A 20,663-nucleotide genomic window follows, 5' to 3' on the forward strand; every position below is an offset into this window, starting at 1 on the left:
ATTGGCCCCAATGTAGCGGTCGGCCATTTCAGACGCCGCCTTCCGCCGACAGGCGACGCTCGGCTGGATTTGCACGAATGGCCTCGCGCCCGGTGTCCCGGGGCACCGCCATGAGCAGGAGGGCCGCGCCAAGCGCGAGCAGGGCGAGGATCAGGAACAGCGGTCCGAAACCGAAACCCGGCACGACCGAAATCGCCAGCCAGGGCATGAGGAGCGAGGGCGCGGTGTTGGTGAGATTGAAGAGGCCAATGCCATATCCCCTTTGGCGGGGGTCCGGCAGAATGCGCAGGGTCTGACTGGAATGGAGTGCCAGAAAAGCCGCATTGGCCGCGGTGAAAAGGACATAAGCCAGCTTCGCTCCCGCCGGAGCGCCGATCAGCGCCATTGCGACAAGCGACGCGCAGGCGAGGACCGCAAGCGCCGCGAGAATAGCAAAAGCATGGCCATGACGGTCGATCCAGCGCCCCATCAGCAAGGCCGCCCCGACCGAAAGCAGCAACCCGCCCGCGAACAGCGCCGCCTTTGCGCCATCATCCATCGCAGGGTCGATGCTGCGCAGCCAGAAATAAAGATAGGCGGCAAGCGCTGCGCCGGAAAGCTGCATCAGCAAACGCGCTGTCCACATGCAAAAGCGCGCGCGGGCAAGCGGGGGGTGATCGGCCAAGGCGCAGTCGGCTTGCTTCTGCACCGTAAAGGAGGCGCTCTCCCGCCCGAAAAACAGCAGCGGCAGGATCAGGCATATGGTGAGAATGGCGGCCGCAAAGATGCGGTCTGCGAAGAGCTGGGACGATATAGCCGGGATGAGCATCGCCGACGCCGCCCCCAGCACGGGAGCGATGGAAAGCAGCCCGCCGAGAAGGCCCTTTTGACTGTCGGGACATAATTCCCCCGCCCAGGCGTGCAGCGGCACCAGCATCAGGTTGAGCGCGATTTGCCACCCCACAACCAGCCACAACAGCGCCGCGACGCTCTGATAATGCGGCATGGCCAGTTGCAGGAGGATCGTTGCGGTCAACCCGATAGCGACCCACAGGCGGCGGCTGCGCGTCCGGTCGCTCAGCCATCCCGACAGGACCCCCGACAGACTGGCCGCAAGCGCGCCAGCGAAAATCATATAGCCGAGCCAGCTCACATCCTCTGCCCCGGCGAGGCGGGTGACCTGTGCTGGCAGAAACAGCATCAGAAAGGGCGTATAGGCGACAACGCCCCCGCCATAGGCAAGCGCGTAGATGAGCAGCATGGCCAAGGGCTGCCGCGGCGGGCGTGTCTTTTCGCCGGTATGTTCTTCCTGCGTCACTGCGCCATGCCCTGGGCCTCTCCCCCAACATCGGCCGGCAAGCTCCGGCGAGGCCAGCCTGCTGATGCAGCCGTCCAGACCGCCTTGCGGACCGGACGGCTGCCCCCCTTATGCTAGAAATTCACGCGAAGGCGAAGGCCATAGCTGCGCGCATCGTTGAGGAAACGTATGTTCAACGAGGAGCCGACCAGCGCCTTTTGCGACACTTCCTCGTTCAGGAAATTATTGGCCCACGCCTCGATCCGGAAATTGTCGATCGTATAGCCCATGCCGAGGTTGAGCGTCGCATAGCCCTTCTGCCGATCGGGGAAACCCGCCTCCAGCGCGCTCTGCCGCGTTCCGTCGAGGAAGACGATATCATCCTCGTTGAACTGGCTGAGGAAATAGGAGGAGCGATAGTTCAGCAAGGCCTGCCAGTCGAAACGGCCCCGTCCGACCTCGAACCATTGCGACAGCCGGGCGCTGACGTTCATCTTTGATGCCAGCGGCAGGCGATTGCCAACAAGGCTGATCAGCGGCGATTCGCCCCCGGCGCTGTGGTCCTGCGCGCGCGCATCTGCCACGGTGCCGCGCGTGATCTTGGTGTCGAGATAAGCGGCATTGAGATCGAGCGCAAATTGGCCGGGAAGCTGGAAGCGCAATTCTGCCTCCGCGCCATAGATGCGCGACGCCCCGATATTGCGGTTGACCATCGAATAGCCGTTGCAGACCGGGGGATTTTGCGCTTCGTCGAGATTGATACAGGTCAGATCCTGAAATACCTGATCGGTATAATCATAGTAGAAACCGGTCAGGTTGAAGATGGCGCGGCGACCAAAGGCATCGAAGCTGTTGCGGGCGCCGATTTCATAGACGACCAGCTCTTCCGGGCTGAAGGTTTCCGGAATGGGCGAGGCGGCAAAACTGTCGTTGAAGCCGCCCGATTTATGGCCGGTCGAAACCTTGCCATAGATCATATTGTCATCGCTCAGATCATATTCGAAGCCCGCGCGCCAGTCGATATAATCGAATTTCGAGCTTCCCTGCTGCTGACCGGGAATGGTGAGATTGGCATAGGTGAACCCGCCACTGGCCGGGCAGCGCACAAAACCATTGTCGATATCCGGCCGCTCAAAGCAGGTGCCACTGGGATTGGTCCCATCGGCAATCGAACCAATCTGAGCAATCAGCGTATCGCGCATCCCCGGCGTCGCAATGCCTTCGATCAGGAATTGCGCCCTGCCCTGCGGCGTGGTGATGCCGCTGACGTCGAAATTGGGGCGGTCGAGCAGCGCGGGCCGAAAGCCTTCGGTGCCCAGACGCGTTGCAAAACAGCAGTCGAAATTCTCACCGCCCAGCGTCAGCGCCCAATTGCCGCCTATGCCGTAGCGCGATTTCTTTTCTTCTGTGTAACGTATGCCGCCGAGGAGGCGGAGGCGGTCGGTGACGTCGTAGGTGGCGTCGGCGTAGAAGGCATAGCTTTCGCCCTCCACGTCGGGCATGGTGAATTCGGTGCCCGAATAGCAGCAATAGCCGCGATCGGCGACCGCGAGATAGCCGACCTGCTGGTCCTCCTTGAAATAGAAGCCGCCCAGATTCCAGCGCAACCGCTGGTCGTCATTGGCGAAGAGGCGCGCTTCATAGACCTGGCTCTTTGACTTGGTCTGCCAGAAATTGCTGGAGAAATTATCATATTGAACCGCGTCGAGGTCGCGGCCCGGATAGTCGATGCCGTCGGACGAGGCATTGACCTGATAAAAATCGACCGAGCGATAGCTGCCGCTCAGTTCGGCGCCGAAGCTGCCGAAATCATAGTTGATCCTGCCCTGTATCCCCCACAGCTCATTTTCCATTTCGCCCTGCAGTCCGCGATAGACGACATGTTTGAGATTGAGCTTGTCGGGACGCAGGCCGCTGGCCTGAACCGCGCTGAAGATATTGGCGCCGGGATAGCCCGTGCCCGTTTCCTTGCCATAATCGCCGACGATGGAGACGCTGAGCTGGTCGCTCGGCTCCCACAAGAGCGAGAGGCGGCCCGCGTAATTTTCCTCCAGCCCCGCAGGCTTCAAATCCTTGGCGAGATCGCCGGTCGAGACATTTTTGAAGCCATAGTCGCGGTTGATATAATAGCCCGCGGCGCGCACCGCCAAAGTCTCGCCCAGCGGAATATTGAGCGCGCCCTCTGCCCCATAGGAAGAGCGGTTCGCGATTTCCGCCTGCGCATAGCCGCTGAATTCGCCGAGGCGCGGCTTGGCGGTGATGATGTTGAGCGTGCCCGCAAGCGCGTTGCGGCCATAGAGCGTGCCCTGCGGCCCCTTGTTCACCTCGACCCGGTCAAGGTCATAGAACATCACCCCCAGCCCGCGCGGGCGCGGGATATAGGTGCCGTTCAAATGCGGCGCGGCGCCCGGATCGCCGAGTTCGGTATTGTTCGCCGAACCGACACCGCGAATGAAGATTTCGACATTGCCTTCCTGATTGGCGATGCTGAGCCCCGGAACCGCCATCTGCAACTGGCGAATTTCGTTGATGCCATCCTGCCGAAGCTGATCGGCGCTGAGCGCCTGCACCACCCCCGACACATCCTGCAGGCTTTGTTCGCGCCGCGTTGCGGTAACGATAATCTCGCTGCTGTCGTCGCCGGTTGCGCCGGGCTCTGCGGTCTGGCCATAGGCCGGCACCGCAGCTGCGGTCGAAAGCAGCGCGAGCAGCGCCGAATATCCGAATTTATCCCTTTTCATTGCATCCTCCCTGTTGTGATTATCACTTGCACGCAAGCCTTGCCCCCGACGGCGCGGTGATGCGCGCCCCCGAGAGGGTGAGGTCCAGACGTCCCGATGTGACGAGGCCGAGCGGCGTGTCGATCCGCGCCATATCGGCGCCCGCATCGGCAAAGCAGCGCAGCGGGACGGCCAGGCTGGTCCATTCGCCGCGCCGTGCAGCCTCCACCAGCGCGGCGCGCAGCGGCACGGTGCCGCCGCAGCCGTCGCCGCAGCCCATCAACAGCGCCACATCATCCGACGGCGGCGCATTCACTTTCACATCGAGTTCGAGCACGAGATCGCCGTTGGATTCGCGCGACAGATCGGCAGCGTCCTCTTGCACGATGGCGGCGACCGCCTCGCCCGCCCCGGTCCATTGCAGACGCACCGAATCTTCCTGCGCGTGCCGGTCGGCGCCGCGCGCCTCGATCAGGGCGGGGCCGGGATTGGTCGAAAGCGCGCCCGGTGCGCCGAGAAGAAGCTGCCGCCCCGCACCCGGCCGTCCCGCCGCAAAAATTATGCCGGGGTCCTCCGCCGCCGCGCTCGCGCGCGCCTCCGGCAGCGGCGCCAGATCGCCCTTGTCGGCAAGGGTCAGGCCAAAGCCATAGGGGAAAAGCGGGTCATAATCGGCGTCGCCGACATTGACCGCATTCTGGTCGCTCGCCTTTGGCCAGCTGTAAGGAAGCTTCCCCTTGAAATCCTTTTTCCCGAACAGCAGGTCGGCAACCCCGCCACCTTCGGACCCAGGAAGCCACGCCGCGACAAAGGCGTCGGACGCATTGAGGAAGGGATTGACCCACATGGCGCGCCCCGAAAGGAACACCGACACAGTGGGAATGCCGTCCGCCTGAAGCGCGCGCAGGATCCGCAGGCTGGCCGCATCATCATAGCCGACATCGGGGCGGTCGCCCTGAAACTCCGCATAAGGATCCTCGCCAAAGACGACGATCGCGACATCGGGCTTGTTCGCATAGCGGCCATCGGCGGCCAGCACTGCCCTGCCCCCGGCGGCTGCCACTTGTTCGGATATGCCTTCCCAGATCGACTGGGCGTTGGGGAAATCCTCCCGCTTCGTTCCCGTGCCCTGCCAGCTCAGCGTCCAGCCGCCCGTCTGTTTGGTGAGATTATGCGCGCCGTCGCCCGCGACCAGGATGCTGGCGTCGGGCTTGAGCGGCAGGATGCCGCCCGCATTTTTGAGCAGAACGAGCGATTCCTGCACCGCCTGCCGCGCGATGGCGCGGTGGTCGGGATTGCCGAGCAGATCATAGCGGCCCGCATAGGGGCGCGAGGAGGGTTTTCCGGCCTCGAACAATCCGGCGCGCATCTTGACCCGCAAGATGCGGCGCACCGCATCGTCGAGCCGCGCGATCGGCAGGCGTCCGTCGCGCGCCTGTGCCAGCGTGCTCTTGTAAAGCCCCTTCCAGCTGTCCGGCGCCATATACATGTCGAGCCCGGCGATGACCGATTCCGCGCAGTCGGTTACCGAACAGCCCGCCACCTGACCATGGCCGTTCCAGTCGCCGACCAGAAAGCCGTCGAAATTCCAGCGGTCCTTGACCACCCCGGTCAACAGCGAGCGGTGGCCGTGCATTTTCGCGCCATTCCAGCTGGAAAAGCTGACCATCACCGATTGCACGCCCGCGTCGAGCGCGGGCAGATAGGGCGGACTGAACAGGTCGCGAAGCTGCGTTTCGGACATGCGGGCATCGCCCTGATCCTTGCCGCCCTGCGTCCCGCCATCGCCGAGGAAATGCTTGGCGGTCGCAATGATATGCGGGCCGCGCAGCCAGTCGGGATCGCCAATCTTTCCCTGCAGCCCCTCGATCAGCGGCGCGGCATAGCTGGTCGCAATTTCGGGGTCCTCGCCAAAGCCTTCATAGGTGCGGCCCCAGCGATCGTCGCGGACAACCGCCAGCGTCGGCGCAAAGGTCCAGTCCAGCCCCGTGACCCGCATTTCAATCGCGGTTGCTTCGCCAATGCGGCGGAGCAGGTCGGGATTGCGCGCCGCGCCCAGCCCGATATTGTGGGGAAAGAGCGTCGCCCCGACGATATTATTATGGCCATGAACGGCATCGCTGCCCCAGATGACGGGGATGCGCGGCAATTTGCCATGGGGCTTCATCGAGGCGGCATAAAAGGCGTCCGCCGCCGCCAGCCATTCGGGCGCAGGCGCATTATAGCGTTCGCCGGGGGCGGAATTGCCGCCATTGAGCACCGAACCGAGATGATAGCGATGGACGTCATCGGGGGTGACGCTGGCGATATCGGCCTGAATGATCTGGCCGACCTTTTGCTCCAGCGACATGGCGGCGATCAGCGCGTCGATCCGCCGTTCCATCGCGGGGTCCTGCGCCACCGTCGCCGCGCGCGCGGGCCATGCCGCGGGGTGCGCCTCTGCACTGGCCGCAGCCTCAGCCGGCGGCGGTGCCGCCAGCGCCACAGAAAAAGATGAAACCAGCGCCGCCCACGACACTGCACCAAGCGCCATGACGGCGCCGCGCGATACGGTCAAACTCCCCTCCCCAATTTATGTCAACGTTTACCGATTTGACTGTCAACGTTTACCGTCATGGATCGACAGGAGTCAATAGGGACGCTAAGACAGGCGGTGTCGGGGGCGTGGCGTCCGCAGAAAATGACCTTTATCTGACGGATTGGAGGGGAAAATTTCCAGGCGAACCACCATCGTCGATATTGCGCGGGTCGCGGGCGTGACCCCGAAAACCGTGTCGCGCGCGCTGAACGATGCGCCGCATGTCAGCGAAGCGGTGCGCCGCAAGGTGAAGGAAGCCGCCGCCGCGCTCGACTATCATCCCAATCGCGCTGCCCAGAGCCTGATCGCGCGCCGGTCCTTTCTGATCGGGCTGACCTATGAACGCCCCAGCCCCTCCTATGTCGTCGAACTGCAAAATGGCGCGCTGGGGCGACTCGATGACGGGCGCTACCGGCTCGCCGTCCTGCCCTTCAACCATGTCGCCGATCATCCCGAGGAACTGGGCAAATTGCTGCTGCGCGCGGGTCTCGACGGGGTGCTGCTCGCCCCGCCTGCCTGCGACCAGCCGGTCCTGCTCGACATGCTCGAACGCCAGAAATTTCCCTATGCCCGCATCACCCCGCACAATGACCTGACGCGCGGCATCGTGGTGGCGATGGACGAGGTGGCGGCGGGCGAAGCCGTCGCGCACCACCTGCTGTCGCTGGGCCACCGGCGCATCGGCATCATTTTGGGCGACCCGTCGCACGCCGCCTGTATAAGCCGCATGGACGGATATCGCCGCGCCTTTGCCGAGGCGGGGGTTTCCATTGACGACAGGCTGATCGTCACCGGCGATTTCACCTATGACATTGGTTATCAGGTCGCGCGGACGCTGTTGGACCGCGCGGAACGCCCGACCGCCATTCTCGCGCAAAATGACGATATGGCGGTCGCCGCCATCGCCGCCGCGCGCGACCTGGGGCTTTCGGTGCCCCAGCAATTGTCGGTCGCCGGTTTCGACAATTCGGAAGTGTCGCGCACCGCCTGGCCCCCGCTGACCACGGTGAACCAGCCGGTGCAGCAAATGGCATGGGATGCCGCCGACCGGCTGATCGCCGCGCTCGACGGGAAAGCGGACGCCGCAGCGGCGCCGGGGGCCCATGCCCATGAATTGCTGATCCGCGCGTCGACCGCGCCGCCGGCCTAATCCGGCTCGCCGTCTTCAGCGGGAAGTGGCGGGTTGGCCAATTCGATCAGCTCACGCGCCTGCGCGGCGAACCATTGCCCCGCCGGCGGTGCCTTTACCCCGCGTTCGGGATCGCCCGGCCCCGCAGTGCCGCGCCAGCATTCGCCATCGGATTCGCCCGGCACCTTGATCCACAAAAAAGCGTCGACATAGGGGTGGTCGCTGGTCAGCGTCGGACGCCGCCCCAGCCCGCGGCCCGGCGGATTGCACCAGACTTCGGCATCGCGATATTTGCCCTGCGGGGGCGTCCATGATCCCTGCCCATTGCGGCTGCTGTCGATCACCGCGCGTTTCTGCCGCGCGGGATCGCGCGCCAGCCCGGCGCGCGCGAACAAGCGGTCATAGGCGGCGTCGGTCAAGGTCCATGTCGCATGATCGCCGAAGGTCGCGGGGCTATATTGGCTGGGGCATTGGCGCGGATCGAGCCCGGCTTCGGTGACCAGCGCGATGCAGTCGCTCACAAAGCGGGCATAGGATGCAACGCGCGCGTCGCTTTCATAATTGGAGACATTGAGGAAAAAGCCCGCAATGCGTGCGACATCGGCCCGGATCAGGCGGCTGGCAATCTCGCCGGGGGCGAGCCAGCTGCTGCCCGTGCCGTCGAGATAGATGCGCGCCTTTGGCAGGGCGGACAATATGGCGACCGCGCCGCGCAATTCGGCATAGCGGCGGGCGGCGGCGCTTTCATCCTGTCCATCGGGGCGGCAGCTTTCCGCCGCACCATCGAGGGTGCGGTGCCAGGGGATGACGCCCAGCCCGTCGGGTTCCAGCAGGATGATGGCGGGCCGCTCGCCAATTCCCCGGGCCACGCCCCGGACCCAGTCGAGATAAGCGTCGCTGTCCGCCGCGCCACCCGCCGAGTAGAGCGCGCAGTCGCGATAGGGGATGTTATAGAGGGCGAGCACGGCAAGCTCGCCCCGCGCTTCCGCCCGGTCGAGCAGGTCGCGCGCGCGCGCCTCGACAAAATCGGGGGTGCCATGGGCGAACCAGCTGGCCGAAGGATATTGCGCGAGGAGCAGCGCATCGCGCCGCGCCGCCCCCTCCAGCCGCCGGGCAGCCTCATGCGTGGTGCTGGCGGGATCGACGAAGAGGGTTTCTGCTCGAACCGGAAATTTCGTCGATAACCCGGCCAGGATAAGAGCGAGCAAGGCCGCTTTCCAAACAGGGCGCATCCGGCTTCCTTCCCTCAGTTCGCTCCACGGGGAATAGCCATGTCAGCGCGAAGAGAAAACAGAAACCGCCGATGCAGGTGCACTTCTCTTTTGTCGGCTATGGTGCGCCCGGCAGGATTCGAACCTGCGGCCACCCGCTTAGAAGGCGGGTGCTCTATCCAGCTGAGCTACGGGCGCATTGCGCGGTGACGCGGGGGATCGAATAGCGTGGTTTGCGCCGCGCGCAAAGCGCGTTAAGCAGCGTGCCATGTCCGGTCCCGCGCCCGCCCCTGATCAGCCCGTGCAAATCAGCGCCGCCGACGCGCGGCAGTTTCGCTATTATGATCTGGTGATGGCGGCCTTTGTCGCCATTCTGCTGCTCTCGAACATCATCGGCGCGTCGAAGCCCAGCTATATTCCGCTGCCCGGCGGGGGCGAATGGGCCTTTGCCGCGGGGGTGATGTTTTTCCCGGTGAGCTATATCATCGGCGACATATTGACCGAGGTTTATGGCTATGCCCGCGCGCGGCGGGTGATCTGGACCGGGTTCGCCGCGCTGGCCTTCATGGCCTTTATGGCGTGGGTCGTTGTCTCGCTGCCGCCCGCGAAAGGCTGGCCGGGGCAGGAAAGCTATGAATTTGTTTTCGGCAACAGCTGGCGGATCGTCATTGCGTCCATGCTCGCCTTCTGGGCCGGAGAATTTGCCAATTCCTATGTGCTCGCGCGCATGAAATTATGGACGCAAGGGCGGCATTTGTGGATGCGCACCATCGGATCGACGATTGTCGGCCAGGGTCTCGACAGCCTGATTTTCTACCCGCTGGCCTTTTACGGGCTTGTCGGCTGGCCGCCCGAACAGCTTATGCAGGTTGCGCTGTCGCAATGGCTGATAAAGACATTATGGGAAGCGCTGCTGACGCCGGCCACCTATATGGTAGTCACTACGCTCAAACGGCGTGAAGGAGTAGATGTGTTCGACGACAAGACGGATTTCACGCCCTTTCAGGCGCATCTATGACCCTGCCCGACAATCTGCCGCTCATTTTCCACGATTTCAAAGTCTGGCTGGTCGACTGGAGCGGCCTCAGCCGCGATGCGCTGCATGTCTATGTCGCGATCGGGCTGTTCCTGTTCGTGCGCATTTTGTGGCGCGGATGGTGGGGAAGCTTGGCGGGGCTGCTCCTCGTCGCGGCGGCCGCGCTCGGCGGCGAATGGCTCGACCATCAGGTGGAGTTGATGCAGGGCGCCGCCTGCGACCGCGCCGAACATTGGCATGATCTGCGCAATACCTTGTTCTGGCCCGCGGCGCTTACCTTGCTGATGCCCCTGTTGCGCCCCGGCAAGCCCCGGACGCGCGCGGAAGGGGACAGCCTCCGCCAAGCCGAACCAGGGACGGCGCCTGCCGCCGATCCGCCCTCAGGCGAGCGCGCCGAGCGCCGCTTCGAAGAGGCGTAGCCCGTCGGTCCCGCCATGGACGGGATCGACCGCGCGTTCGGGGTGCGGCATCATGCCGAGCACATTGCCTGCGCCGTTGAGCACGCCCGCAATGTCGCGCGCCGCGCCATTAACCGGCGTGGCATAGCGAAAAGCGACGCGGCCCTCGCCTTCCAGCCGGTCGAGCGTCTCCGCGTCGGCAAAATAATTGCCATCATGGTGCGCGACCGGAATGTCGATCATTTCTCCCGCCTGATAGGCGGCGGTGAAGAGCGACTGGCTGTTTTCGACCGTGAGGCGCACGGTGCGGCACACAAAGTTGAGCCCTGCATTGCGCATCAGCGCGCCGGGAAGCAGCCCCGCCTCGGTCAATACCTGAAAGCCATTGCAGATGCCCAGCACGGGAACGCCCCGCGCCGCCGCCTCGACCACTGCGGCCAAAATCGGCGACCGCGCCGCCATGGCGCCCGAACGCAGATAATCGCCATAGGAAAAGCCGCCGGGAAGCGCGATAAAGTCGGTGCCCTCTGGCAGCGCGGTTTCACGGTGCCAGACCATCGCGGGCGCGCGCCCGGTCACGCGTTCGAGCGCGACCGCCATGTCGCGATCGCAATTGGATCCGGGAAAAACGATAACGGCGGTCTTCATGCGCCTTCTCCTTCACCCCTTCAGGGGCGCTCGATCCGATAATTTTCGATCACCGTGTTGGCGAGCAGCTTGGTGCACATCGCATCAAGATCGGCGTCCGACACATCGTCCGCCACATCCAGTTCGATGAAACGCCCCGCGCGCACATCCGAAACCCCGGCAAAGCCCAACCCTTCCAGTGCATGATGGATCGCCTTGCCCTGCGGGTCGAGAACCCCCGGCTTGAGCGTCACATAGACATTGACTTTCATGGGCGGCGACCTTTGCGAAAATGGCGGGAAATATGGGCGCGCCTATGCCCGCGAATCACGCGGCGGGCAAGAGGGCGCGTGGCCGAAAATCGCCCTTTTGGAATTGCGAGCCAGTCGCAACTTTCTTGTTGCGAGTCCGTCGCACTAGCTCTAGAGAGGAGTTGTTGAGAAGGATTCGCACATGGTCGTCTGTGTCTGCAACGCAATAAGAGAACGGGAATTGCGCGACGTGGCGCGCAATGGCCAATTGCGGTGTGCAAAGGCGGCTTATGCGCAAATGGGTCGCAAACCCAAATGCGGACAGTGCCTGCCTTTCGCTCGCAATATCATCAAAGACGCCGCTGCAACGGCCTGATTTTTCGCGGAATTCCGCCATTTTTACCCTTGGCCTGATGGGGCGAAGGCGGGTATAATGCGCCCATTATCCCCAGCTTTCAAACAGACAGGACAGGCCATGAAAGGCGACGCAAAGGTTATCGATTTTCTGAACGAGGCGCTCAAGAACGAGCTGACCGCGATCAACCAATATTGGCTCCATTACCGGATGCTCGACAATTGGGGGGTCGCGCGGCTCGCCAAATTTGAGCGCGAGGAATCGATCGACGAGATGAAACATGCCGATCAGCTTGCCGATCGCATTCTCTTTCTGGGCGGGCTCCCCAACTTCCAGTTGCTGGGGCGTCTGCGCGTCGGCGAAACGGTCGAAGAGATATTGAAGGCCGATCTCGCGCTGGAAGAAGAAGCGATCCCCTTGCTCAAGGACGCCATTGCGCACTGCGAAAGCGTACGCGACTATGTGAGCCGCGACCTGTTCGCCGCCATATTGGAAAGCGAAGAGCATCATGTCGACGAGCTGGAAAAGCAGTTCGACATGATCGAGCGCATGGGCATGGAAAATTATGTCCAGCTCCAGTCCAAGCCCGCGAACGCGGATTAAGCCGCCACAGGCGCTTTTTCCGTTATATATCCTGATTTTATGGAGGCGCTTTCGGGCGCCTCATTTTTTGCTTGTATTTGCGAGTAATTATCAATAGCAAGATTGGGCAGTCCCCTCCTGCCGGTCGCGGCCCTGGTGCAGCGACCGGCATCTTTTTCGAATATCGAACGGGATGCACAGCATGATCGACAAAGGAAGAGGGCGGGATGGACAGCAGAAACCTCATGACGAAACTGACGGCGCAGCCGATGATCGGCGAATTGCCCGTCGAGGCGGCCCAATCGGTCCTTGCCTTGCGCTATGCGATATTATGCCGCCGCTGCGGCCATGACCCCCTGCCCGAACTGGAACGCCGCTGGGGCCATATATTGGCCGCTCGCCGCTTTCGCCTGGTGGTCGAGGCCATCGCCCAGATCTGGCCCGATCCTTTTGCGGTGGCGCCGCCCTGTTGCCGCCGGGTCAGCTTCGACGAGGCATTGCTCGCCACAACAGTGACCGCCACCGCGCGCGGCGACCGCGCCGATTTCGACTATCACACCGCCGAAATGCTGGACGGCGATGCCCGCGACCTTCTCTATGGCGCGCTCACCGCTTTTTTGCGGGCGCGGCAGGCGGCAAGCGCAGGCCCCGCGACACCGCAGCGCGATTAGGCCCCCGCCCCTATCCCCCGAGAAACGGCGCCACCACTTCGGCGGTGACCCGCATCGGGCGCCCGCTTGCCTTGTCGAGCAAGGCCCAGATGGTGCGGGCGCGCACATGCACGCGCCCGTCATCGCCGGTAAATTCCATGAAGCGTTCGAATTTCGCTCCCTGCGGCGCCTCGGCCACCCAGGTGCGCGCCGTCACGCTTTCGCCGGGGCCGAGCGCGCGCAGATAGTCAATCTCGTGCCGCACCACGACCCAGATATAGGCATCCTTGTGGCTCTGCGGCGCCGCCGCGTCCCAATGGGCGGTTGCGACCCGCTGGATCCACTGCACCCACACGGCATTGTTGACATGGCCCAGTTCGTCGATGCTGTCGGGGGTCGCGGTGAGTTGAAGTGTATATTCTTTCATCCCGCGTGCGCGCCTATGCGAGTTCGACCGTCGTCACCATATAGCCCGCATCGCGCAAGGCGACGACCAGACTATCGAGATGCTCCCTGTCGCGCGCCTCGCACTCAATGTCGGTGATCAGCCCCTTGGCCGGCAAGGTGGTGAAAATGCGCTGGTGATAAATTTCGATGATATTGACCTGTTTCTCGTCAAACAGCTTCATCACCTTGAACAGCGCACCGGGTCGATCCTGCAGGCGAATACGCAGCCGCGCGATTCGCCCCGACCGCGCCAGATCGCGCAGCAGCACATTGGCGAGCAGGCGCGTGTCGATATTGCCGCCGGTCAGGACAAGGCCGACTTTGCGCCCCTGAAACTCGTCGCCATGCGCGAGCAGCGCGGCGAGCCCAGCAGCGCCCGCGCCTTCGACCACGGTTTTCTCGATCTGGAGCAACAGGCTGACCGCGCGTTCCAGATGACGTTCGGCGACGAGGACGATATCGTCGTTGAGCGAGGCGACCAGCTTGCGCGTATAGGCGCCCGGCTCTTTCACCGCGATGCCTTCGGCCAGCGTATCGCCTTCGCACGCCATATCGACGCCGTTAAGTTCGGCATACATGGAAGGGTAAAGCTCCGCCTGCACCCCGACGAGGCGAATATCATTCTTGATCCCGCGCGCTGCCGTGCCCATGCCAGCAAGCAGCCCGCCACCGCCGATCGGCACGATCAGCGTGTCGAGCTCGGGCACATCCTCCAGCATTTCGAGCGCCACCGTCCCCTGCCCCGCCGCGACATGCGGATGGTCAAAGGGGTGGACAAAGGTCATGCCGCGCTCGGCCTCCAGCTCGCGCGCATGGGCATAGGCATCGTCGAACTTCTCGCCATGCAGCACGATCTGCGCGCCATGGCTGGCGGTTTGCGACACCTTCACCTGCGGCGTCGTGCTCGGCATGACGATGGTGACGGGTATGCCAAGCCTTTTGCCATGATAGGCCAGCCCCTGGGCATGGTTGCCCGCCGACGCCGCGATCACGCCGCGCGCGCGCGCTTCGGCATCGAGAAGCAGCAAGGCGTTCAGCGCCCCGCGCTCCTTATAGGCGGCGGTGAACTGCAGATTCTCAAACTTCAGCCAGACTTCAGCGCCGACCATGTCCGACAAGGTTTGCGATTTCAGCGTCGGGGTCCGCACGACCGCGCCCATAATTCGCTCCGCCGCCGCGCGCACATCGTCAAGGGCGATTGCCGGAAGATCGGCAGCGGGCGGGATAGAGAGCGATTGTTCGGTCATAGCGCGCTGGCCCTAACGGCAAGCCGCGCCAAGGGAAAGTTTTTTACGGTCCCCTTGCCCCTCCAGCCGATCGCGTCAGGCAACAGCAAGGCGCGCGCGATGCGCTGGCGCCCCATCAAAACAATGCTATGGACGCGGCATGAGCGACAAGAAATTACGTATCGCATTCATCGGCACCGGCGTGATGGGCGGACCGATGGCCGGACATCTCGCAAAGGCGGGCCATGATGTCATCGTCTATAATCGCACCAGAGCCAAAGCCGAGGATTGGGCGCAGCGCCACGGCGGATCCGCCGCCGCGACCCCGGCCGAAGCGGCCGCGGGCGCCGACGCCGTTTTAAGCTGCGTCGGCAATGACGATGATCTGGCGCAGGTGACCTTGGGCCGCGACGGCGCCTTCAACGCCATGCGCCGCGGCGCGTTGTTCATCGACCATACCACCGTATCGGCGCGCATCGCGCGGCAATTGTCGGTCGAGGCCGAAACATTGGGCCTGCTGTGCGTCGATGCCCCCGTATCGGGCGGCGAATCGGGCGCGCAGGCGGGCAGCCTGTCGATCATGTGCGGCGCGAGCGACGCCGCCTTTGCCGCTGCCGAGCCGGTGATGCGCGCCTATGCGGGCCGCATCGTCCATATCGGCGGCCCCGGCGCGGGACAGACGACCAAGATGGTCAACCAGATCGCCATTGCCGGGGTGGTACAGGGCCTGTCCGAAGCGCTGCGCTTTGCCCAGGCCTCGGACCTCGATACCGACAAGGTCTTCGAGGCCGTATCGGGCGGCGCCGCGGCCAGCTGGCAGATGCTCAACCGCTGGGAAACCATGGCGAAAGGCGAATTTGACTTCGGTTTTGCCATCGACTGGATGCGCAAGGATCTGGGCCTCGCGCTTGAGGAAGCGCGCGCCAATGGCGCGACCCTGCCTGTCGCGGCGCTGGTCGATCAATTTTACGCCGATGTGCAAAAGGCGGGCGGCGGGCGCAAGGATACGAGCGCGCTTGTTACGAGGCTGCCGCAATGAGGGGCTGGCTCGCGCTCGCCGCGCTTCTTTTCACATCGCCCGCCCATGCCGATACGCTGATCGACAATGTCAACGGGCTGACGCTCGACAAATCGGGCAAGCTCGTCCGTTTCACCGGCCTCGTCATCGACCGCGAGGGCAAGGTGAAGCAATTGCTCGATCGCAAGGACAAAAGGCCCGAACGCCCCGATTTCAAGGAAGATGGCAAGGGCCGCACGCTGATCCCCGGCCTGATCGACGCACATGGCCATGTCATGGGGCTGGGCTTTCAGCTCATGCTGCTCGACCTCAGCGAGACGCAAAGCCTGGCCGAAGCGCAGGCGATGATCCGCGACTATGCTGCCAAAAATCCGGAAATGCCGTGGATCATCGGGCGCGGCTGGAATCAGGAGAAATGGGGGCTGGGCCGTTTTCCCACCGCGGCCGATCTCGATGCCGTGGTCGCAGGCCGCCCGGTCTGGCTCGAACGGATCGACGGTCATGCCGGATGGGCGAACAGCGCTGCGATGGCCGCGGCGGGCGTAACCGCCGCCAGCAAGTCGCCCGAAGGCGGGCGCATCGAAATGCAGGGCGGCAAGCCAAGCGGCGTGTTCATCGACGCCGCAGCGCGGCTGGTCGATCAGGCCAAGCCCAAACCGCTCGCGCGCGACCTCGACCGCGCCTTTCTCCTCGCCCAGCAAAAGCTGATCGAACAGGGGATCACCGCCATCGCCGACATGGGCACGACGATCGAGGAATGGCAGGCTTATCGCCGCGCGGGCGACAAGCGCCAGCTGGCCGTGCGTATCCTCTCCTATGCCGGGGACATCGACAATATGGCGCTGATCGGCGGGCCGGGGCCGACGCCCTGGCTTTATGACGACAGGCTGCGGATGGTTGGCGTCAAACTCTATCTCGACGGCGCGCTGGGATCGCGCGGCGCGTGGCTGAAGGCGCCCTATGCCGATGCAGCGGGCGAAAAGGGGCTGGCGCTGCTCACCCCGGCGCAGCTTCGCAACAAGATGGTGCGTGCGGCGATGGATGATTTTCAGGTCGCGATCCACGCCATCGGCGATGCCGCCAATGGCGAAGCGCTCGACGCCATCGCCGATCTTGAAGCCGACCTGCCGGGCAAAAGGCGCTGGCGCATCGAACATGCGCAGGTCATCGACCCCGCCGATATTCCGCGCTTTGCCAAGCTGAATGTAATCGCCTCGATGCAGCCGGTGCATCAGGCATCGGATTGGCGCATGGCAGAGGCGCGGCTCGGTCCTGACCGGCTCGCAGGCGCCTATGCGTGGCGCAGCCTTGAAAATGCAGGCGTCCGGCTTGCCTTTGGGTCGGATGTTCCGGTCGAAAGCGCCGATCCCTTTGCCGGGCTGGCGACCGCCATCTCGCGGACCGACGCTGCGGGCGAGCCCGTGGGCGGATGGCGCGCGGGCGAAGCGGTCAGCCGCGAAGCCGCCCTCGACGGCTTCACCCGCACCGCCGCCTTTGCCGGTTTTGCCGAGGACCGACTCGGCACGCTGGAACCGGGCAAGCGCGCCGATTTCGTGATAGTGGATAGCGACCCGATGCTCGCCAGCCCCGAAGAGCTGCGCCGCATGGTCCCGCTCGAAACATGGATCGGCGGCTATCGCTATTACAAGCGCGGCAAGGAGGGCGCGGATGAGTGATAAGGCCCCCTCGCGCCGTGCGCTGATCGCGGGACTGGCGGCTCTGCCGGTTGCGGCCAGCGCGGCCATCACCGCACCCGCCAGCGCCAGGGACAGCGAACGCCGCTCCAAAAAGCGCAAGGCGCCGCGCCCAAAGGTTCAGCATGTCGATGTCGCGGTGATCGGCGCCGGGGTGTTCGGCGCCTGGACCGCCTGGCATCTGGTGCGCGCGGGCAAGTCGGTGCGCCTGTTCGACGCCTATGGCGCTGGCCATGCGCGCGCGTCCTCGGGCGGGGAAAGCCGGGTGTTCCGCATGGGCTATGGCGCCGACACCCTTTATTCAGAGATGGCGCGCGAATCGCTCCCCTTTTGGAAGGCCCTGTCAGACAGTGCGAGCGCACCGATTTTTCACCAGACCGGCGTGCTGTGGTTCGCGCCCGAGGGCGGCGCGCACAGCGCCGCCTCGCGCGCCTGGCTTCACGCCAACAAGATCCCGCATCAGGCGGGCGATGTCCGCTGGCTGCAACAGGCCTATCGCCAGATCCAATTTTATCAGGGCGAGGCCGGCCTGCTCGAAAGCGAGGCCGGTGCGCTGATCGCGGCGCGCGGAGTGCAGGAAGTCATCGCCGATGCCGGAATAGAGGTGGAGCGCGTCGTCATGCCCGCGCCCCTTCTTTCCAAACGCACGCGGCGCCACAGCCTGCCCGATGGCGGCACTGCCGACCATCTCGTCTATGCCTGCGGTCCTTGGCTCGCCGAATTATTCCCGCAGCAACTCATGCACAAAATCGTCGCGACGCGGCAGGAAGTCTATCATTTCGGCGCGCCGCAGGGCGACACGCGCTTTGCCCCGCCCGAACTGCCTGCCTGGGCCGATTTCAACAATGGCCGCATCATCTATGGCCTGCCCGACCTCGAAGGCGCAGGCTTCAAAATCGCTTTTGACAGCCACGGCCCGGTGATCGACCCCGACACGATGGAGCGCGACCTCACCCCGGCGGGGATAGCGGCGGCGCGCGCCTATGTCGCACGGCGTTTTCCCGGCCTCGCCAATGCCCCGCTGATCGGCGGGCGCGTCTGCCAATATGAAAATAGCTCCAGCGGCGATTATCTGATCGATCGCCTGCCGGGCGAGGAACGCGTTTGGCTCGTCGGTGGCGGATCGGGCCATGGTTTCAAGAACGGTCCCGCCGTTGGCAAGCGCGTCGCGGCACATATCGCAAATGCCAGCCTCGCCATCGAACCGCGCTTCAGCTTCGCCAGCAAGGGCACAGTCGCAGCGCGGGCGGTGTTTTAGTCTCGCATCATTGCGAGGAGCGAAGCGACGAAGCAATCTCCAGCCATCGGCCCCGCGCAACATTGAGGGCAGGAGATTGCTTCGCTACGCTCGCAATGACGCGATAAAAGCGGGGCCAGAATGAAACTCACCGACTGCCATAATATCGACGATTTCCGCCTGCTGGCAAAGCGGCGCCTGCCCTGGCCGGTGTTCGACTATATCGATGGCGCCGCCGATGACGAAGTCACGCGCCGCCAGAACCGCGCGGCTTTCGACAGCTGCGATCTCATCCCCCGCGTGCTGGCCGGCGTCGAAAAGGTCGATATGCGCACCACGCTGTTCGGGCGCGAAATGGCGATGCCGCTCTTCCTTTCCCCCACCGCGCTCCAGCGCCTGTTCCACTGGCAGGGCGAGCGCGCGGTGCTGCGCGCCGCCGCCGAAGCAGGGACGATGGCGGGCATTTCGAGCCTCGCCACCGTCAGCCTTGCCGAAGCGGGGGCGCTCACCAATGGCCCCAAGCTGTTCCAGCTTTATGTCCACAAGGATGAGGGGCTGAACCATGCGATGCTGGAGGCGGCGCGCGACGCGAAGTTCGACGCCGTCGCACTCACCGTTGACACCATCGTCGGGGGCAATCGCGAACGCTGCCTGCGCTCGGGCTTTACCTCGCCGCCGCGTTTCACCCCGTCAAACATGCTGAGCTATGCCGCCAAGCCGGGCTGGGGATTGAACTATCTTTGCCGCGAGAAATTCAGCCTGCCCAATCTGGCGACGCATGTCAGCGAGGGGTCGAGCGTCCCCAAATCGGTCGCCGATTATTTCACCACCATGCTCGACCAGAGCCTCAACTGGAAACGCGCCGAGGCGATCCGCAAGGCGTGGGACGGCCCCTTTTGCCTGAAAGGCATTGTCGCGGTCGAGGATGCGCGGCGCGCGGTCGATATCGGCGCCACGGCGATCATGGTCTCCAACCATGGCGGGCGCCAGCTCGACGGCAGCATCGCCCCCTTTGACGCACTGGCCGAGATTGTCGATGCCGTCGGCGACCGGATTGAGGTGATTTGCGACGGCGGCATCACCCGCGGCACCCATGTGCTCAAAGCGCTGTCGGTCGGCGCCAAGGCCTGCTCGGGCGGGCGGCTTTATCTCTATGCGCTCGCCGCGGCGGGTGAGGCCGGGGTGGCGCGCGCCATCGCGCTGCTGCGCGCCGAGATGGAGCGGGGGATGAAATTGATGGGCGCGCGCCAGTTGAGCGACCTTGGCCGCGCCAATCTGCGCTGGCGCTGACGCCTCGCAACGTGAGAAGGGGCGGCCTCCCCCCGAAGACCGCCCCGGTGCCCGGCGTCAGAAAGACGCGCCGAGCGAAAAGATAACCGCGCCATCGGCGCCGACCGTTTCCTTGTAGCCGCCCGCCTTGGGCGCATCGGTGTTCACATAGGAAATGCCAAGGGTCAGCGCCTTCCAGCTTGTTTCGACCCCCACCGAATAGTCGATCACGCTGCCGTCGGCGCCGCCCAGAAAGCTGTCGCTTTTGGCAAAGCCGATATGGCCGTTGAGCGTCAGCGGCGTGCCGGGCAGACCGAGGCCTGCATCGGTATAAAGATAAATGCCGCTGTCGCCGCCCAGCGAATCCTGCCCGCCCGGTGCCCAGGCAATGCCGGTCTTGAGCGACGCGGGACCCAGATCGCCCGAAACCGAGGCATAGGGTTCGAAAATCCGGCTGTCAGCGGTGCCGGGATAAAGATACAGCGTGGCGCCAACGTCGGCGGTCACACCCGACGCAACTTCGGTCGAATAGCCAGCGAACACGTCAATTTCCGTGCCATTGGCAAAACCGATGCTTGATCCCCAGGTGCCCACATACAGGCCGCTGTCATGGTTGATCGAGAAAGTGCCCTGAATGGCGGCTTCTTCATTCGACTGGCTGAAACCGCGAAAGCGATAATCGCTTACCACCGTGGCGCCGCCCGAAACGGTCAGCCCCTCGGCGACTTCTTCCTGGGCATAAGCGGTGGCGGGAAGGGCGGAAAGCGCAGCGGCCGCAGCGAGCCACGCGCAAGAAAGAGTCTTCATGGGTTGATCCCCTAAACTTAGGTCAAACGGATCGTCCCTGCCTGCTGCCAGAGGGCCAGCCTCTTTAACGGGCCAGTCCACTCTTGCGCAATCCTTGTGGGGGCAAGTTGCTGCGTTGCACAAATAAAAAATTGCGAGCGTCGCGGAAAATTTCA

The 20,663-nt window shown here is 64.0% G+C and carries 19 protein-coding genes and 1 tRNA gene; 10 read left to right on the forward strand and 10 right to left on the reverse strand.

Annotated elements, in window-relative coordinates; genetic code table 11:
* Positions 1-28: 28 nt before the first annotated feature.
* The 3 genes from JV18_RS0108645 to JV18_RS0108655 all read right to left on the reverse strand — a co-directional run bounded on the left by JV18_RS0108645 (position 29) and on the right by JV18_RS0108655 (position 6,526).
* A complete protein-coding gene (locus JV18_RS0108645) occupies positions 29-1,240 on the reverse strand; it encodes an MFS transporter (RefSeq protein WP_200879085.1) in 1,212 nt (403 codons plus the stop codon).
* Positions 1,241-1,410: 170 nt separating this feature from the next.
* Complete coding sequence (locus JV18_RS0108650) at positions 1,411-4,017, reverse strand: TonB-dependent receptor (protein WP_033074185.1); 2,607 nt, start codon at positions 4,015-4,017, stop codon at positions 1,411-1,413.
* A 22-nt stretch (positions 4,018-4,039) separates the two neighbouring features.
* Positions 4,040-6,526, reverse strand: coding sequence for a glycoside hydrolase family 3 protein (locus JV18_RS0108655; protein WP_052072169.1), 2,487 nt, complete (start codon positions 6,524-6,526; stop codon positions 4,040-4,042).
* 166 nt (positions 6,527-6,692) lie between these two features.
* Here JV18_RS0108655 and JV18_RS0108660 point away from each other — a divergent pair, with 166 nt between their 5' ends.
* Complete coding sequence (locus tag JV18_RS0108660; protein ID WP_081944754.1) at positions 6,693-7,721, forward strand: LacI family DNA-binding transcriptional regulator; 1,029 nt, start codon at positions 6,693-6,695, stop codon at positions 7,719-7,721.
* On the opposite strand, the gene JV18_RS0108665 is transcribed toward JV18_RS0108660, so the two are convergent.
* Positions 7,718-8,932, reverse strand: coding sequence for a glycoside hydrolase family 6 protein (locus tag JV18_RS0108665; protein WP_033074187.1), 1,215 nt, complete (start codon positions 8,930-8,932; stop codon positions 7,718-7,720). The two genes, JV18_RS0108660 and JV18_RS0108665, sit on opposite strands and share 4 nt — an antisense overlap.
* A 100-nt stretch (positions 8,933-9,032) precedes the next feature.
* Positions 9,033-9,109: transfer RNA gene (locus tag JV18_RS0108670), tRNA-Arg, on the reverse strand.
* A 70-nt stretch (positions 9,110-9,179) separates the two neighbouring features.
* Between JV18_RS0108670 and JV18_RS0108675 the strand changes: the two genes are divergently transcribed.
* Positions 9,180-9,929: a queuosine precursor transporter gene (locus tag JV18_RS0108675; RefSeq protein ID WP_033074188.1), complete on the forward strand. Its 750-nt coding sequence runs from the start codon at positions 9,180-9,182 to the stop codon at positions 9,927-9,929.
* Positions 9,926-10,366 (forward strand): hypothetical protein, encoded by a 441-nt coding sequence (locus tag JV18_RS0108680; RefSeq protein WP_033074189.1) that lies wholly within the window; start codon positions 9,926-9,928, stop codon positions 10,364-10,366. The genes JV18_RS0108675 and JV18_RS0108680 overlap by 4 nt, the downstream gene beginning before the upstream one ends.
* Here the strand turns inward: JV18_RS0108680 and purQ are convergent.
* Together purQ and purS are read right to left on the reverse strand one after the other, a co-directional pair.
* Positions 10,328-10,993: a phosphoribosylformylglycinamidine synthase subunit PurQ gene (gene purQ / locus JV18_RS0108685; protein WP_033074190.1), complete on the reverse strand. Its 666-nt coding sequence runs from the start codon at positions 10,991-10,993 to the stop codon at positions 10,328-10,330. The two genes, JV18_RS0108680 and purQ, sit on opposite strands and share 39 nt — an antisense overlap.
* Before the next feature lie 20 nt (positions 10,994-11,013).
* On the reverse strand, positions 11,014-11,244 hold the full coding sequence (gene purS / locus JV18_RS0108690) for a phosphoribosylformylglycinamidine synthase subunit PurS (RefSeq protein ID WP_033074191.1): 231 nt from the start codon (positions 11,242-11,244) through the stop codon (positions 11,014-11,016).
* Positions 11,245-11,425: 181 nt separating this feature from the next.
* Between purS and JV18_RS0108695 the strand changes: the two genes are divergently transcribed.
* The 3 genes from JV18_RS0108695 to JV18_RS0108705 all read left to right on the forward strand — a co-directional run bounded on the left by JV18_RS0108695 (position 11,426) and on the right by JV18_RS0108705 (position 12,831).
* Positions 11,426-11,599, forward strand: a complete 174-nt coding sequence (locus JV18_RS0108695; RefSeq protein ID WP_033074192.1) for a (2Fe-2S)-binding protein — start codon at positions 11,426-11,428, stop codon at positions 11,597-11,599.
* Between the two features lie 99 nt (positions 11,600-11,698).
* Entirely contained in the window at positions 11,699-12,181 is a 483-nt protein-coding gene (bfr, locus tag JV18_RS0108700) for a bacterioferritin (protein WP_033074193.1), read from the forward strand.
* Between the two features lie 206 nt (positions 12,182-12,387).
* Positions 12,388-12,831 (forward strand): hypothetical protein, encoded by a 444-nt coding sequence (locus tag JV18_RS0108705; protein WP_052071844.1) that lies wholly within the window; start codon positions 12,388-12,390, stop codon positions 12,829-12,831.
* 10 nt (positions 12,832-12,841) lie between these two features.
* Here JV18_RS0108705 and JV18_RS0108710 read toward each other — a convergent pair whose 3' ends face one another.
* Entirely contained in the window at positions 12,842-13,237 is a 396-nt protein-coding gene (locus tag JV18_RS0108710; RefSeq protein ID WP_033074194.1) for an acyl-CoA thioesterase, read from the reverse strand.
* 13 nt (positions 13,238-13,250) lie between these two features.
* Positions 13,251-14,504, reverse strand: a complete 1,254-nt coding sequence (locus JV18_RS0108715) for a threonine ammonia-lyase (RefSeq protein ID WP_033074195.1) — start codon at positions 14,502-14,504, stop codon at positions 13,251-13,253.
* A 139-nt stretch (positions 14,505-14,643) separates the two neighbouring features.
* On the opposite strand from JV18_RS0108715, the gene JV18_RS0108720 reads away from it, so the two are divergent.
* From JV18_RS0108720 to JV18_RS0108735, 4 genes are all read left to right on the forward strand, one after another.
* Positions 14,644-15,522 carry an NAD(P)-dependent oxidoreductase gene (locus JV18_RS0108720; RefSeq protein ID WP_033074196.1) on the forward strand — a complete coding sequence of 293 codons (879 nt, stop codon included), beginning with the start codon at positions 14,644-14,646 and terminating at the stop codon, positions 15,520-15,522.
* Complete coding sequence (locus JV18_RS0108725) at positions 15,519-17,177, forward strand: amidohydrolase (protein ID WP_033074197.1); 1,659 nt, start codon at positions 15,519-15,521, stop codon at positions 17,175-17,177. The genes JV18_RS0108720 and JV18_RS0108725 overlap by 4 nt, the downstream gene beginning before the upstream one ends.
* The gene (locus tag JV18_RS0108730) at positions 17,170-18,453 is read left to right on the forward strand and encodes an FAD-dependent oxidoreductase (protein WP_033074198.1); all 1,284 of its coding nucleotides are present in this window, start codon (positions 17,170-17,172) and stop codon (positions 18,451-18,453) included. The genes JV18_RS0108725 and JV18_RS0108730 overlap by 8 nt, the downstream gene beginning before the upstream one ends.
* 120 nt (positions 18,454-18,573) lie before the next feature.
* Complete coding sequence (locus tag JV18_RS0108735; protein WP_033074199.1) at positions 18,574-19,722, forward strand: alpha-hydroxy acid oxidase; 1,149 nt, start codon at positions 18,574-18,576, stop codon at positions 19,720-19,722.
* A gap of 57 nt (positions 19,723-19,779) precedes the next feature.
* Here JV18_RS0108735 and JV18_RS0108740 read toward each other — a convergent pair whose 3' ends face one another.
* A complete protein-coding gene (locus tag JV18_RS0108740) occupies positions 19,780-20,508 on the reverse strand; it encodes a TorF family putative porin (RefSeq protein ID WP_033074200.1) in 729 nt (242 codons plus the stop codon).
* Between the last annotated feature and the right edge of the window lie 155 nt (positions 20,509-20,663).

The organism is Sphingopyxis sp. MWB1 (assembly GCF_000763945.1).
Classification (GTDB): Bacteria; Pseudomonadota; Alphaproteobacteria; order Sphingomonadales; family Sphingomonadaceae; genus Sphingopyxis.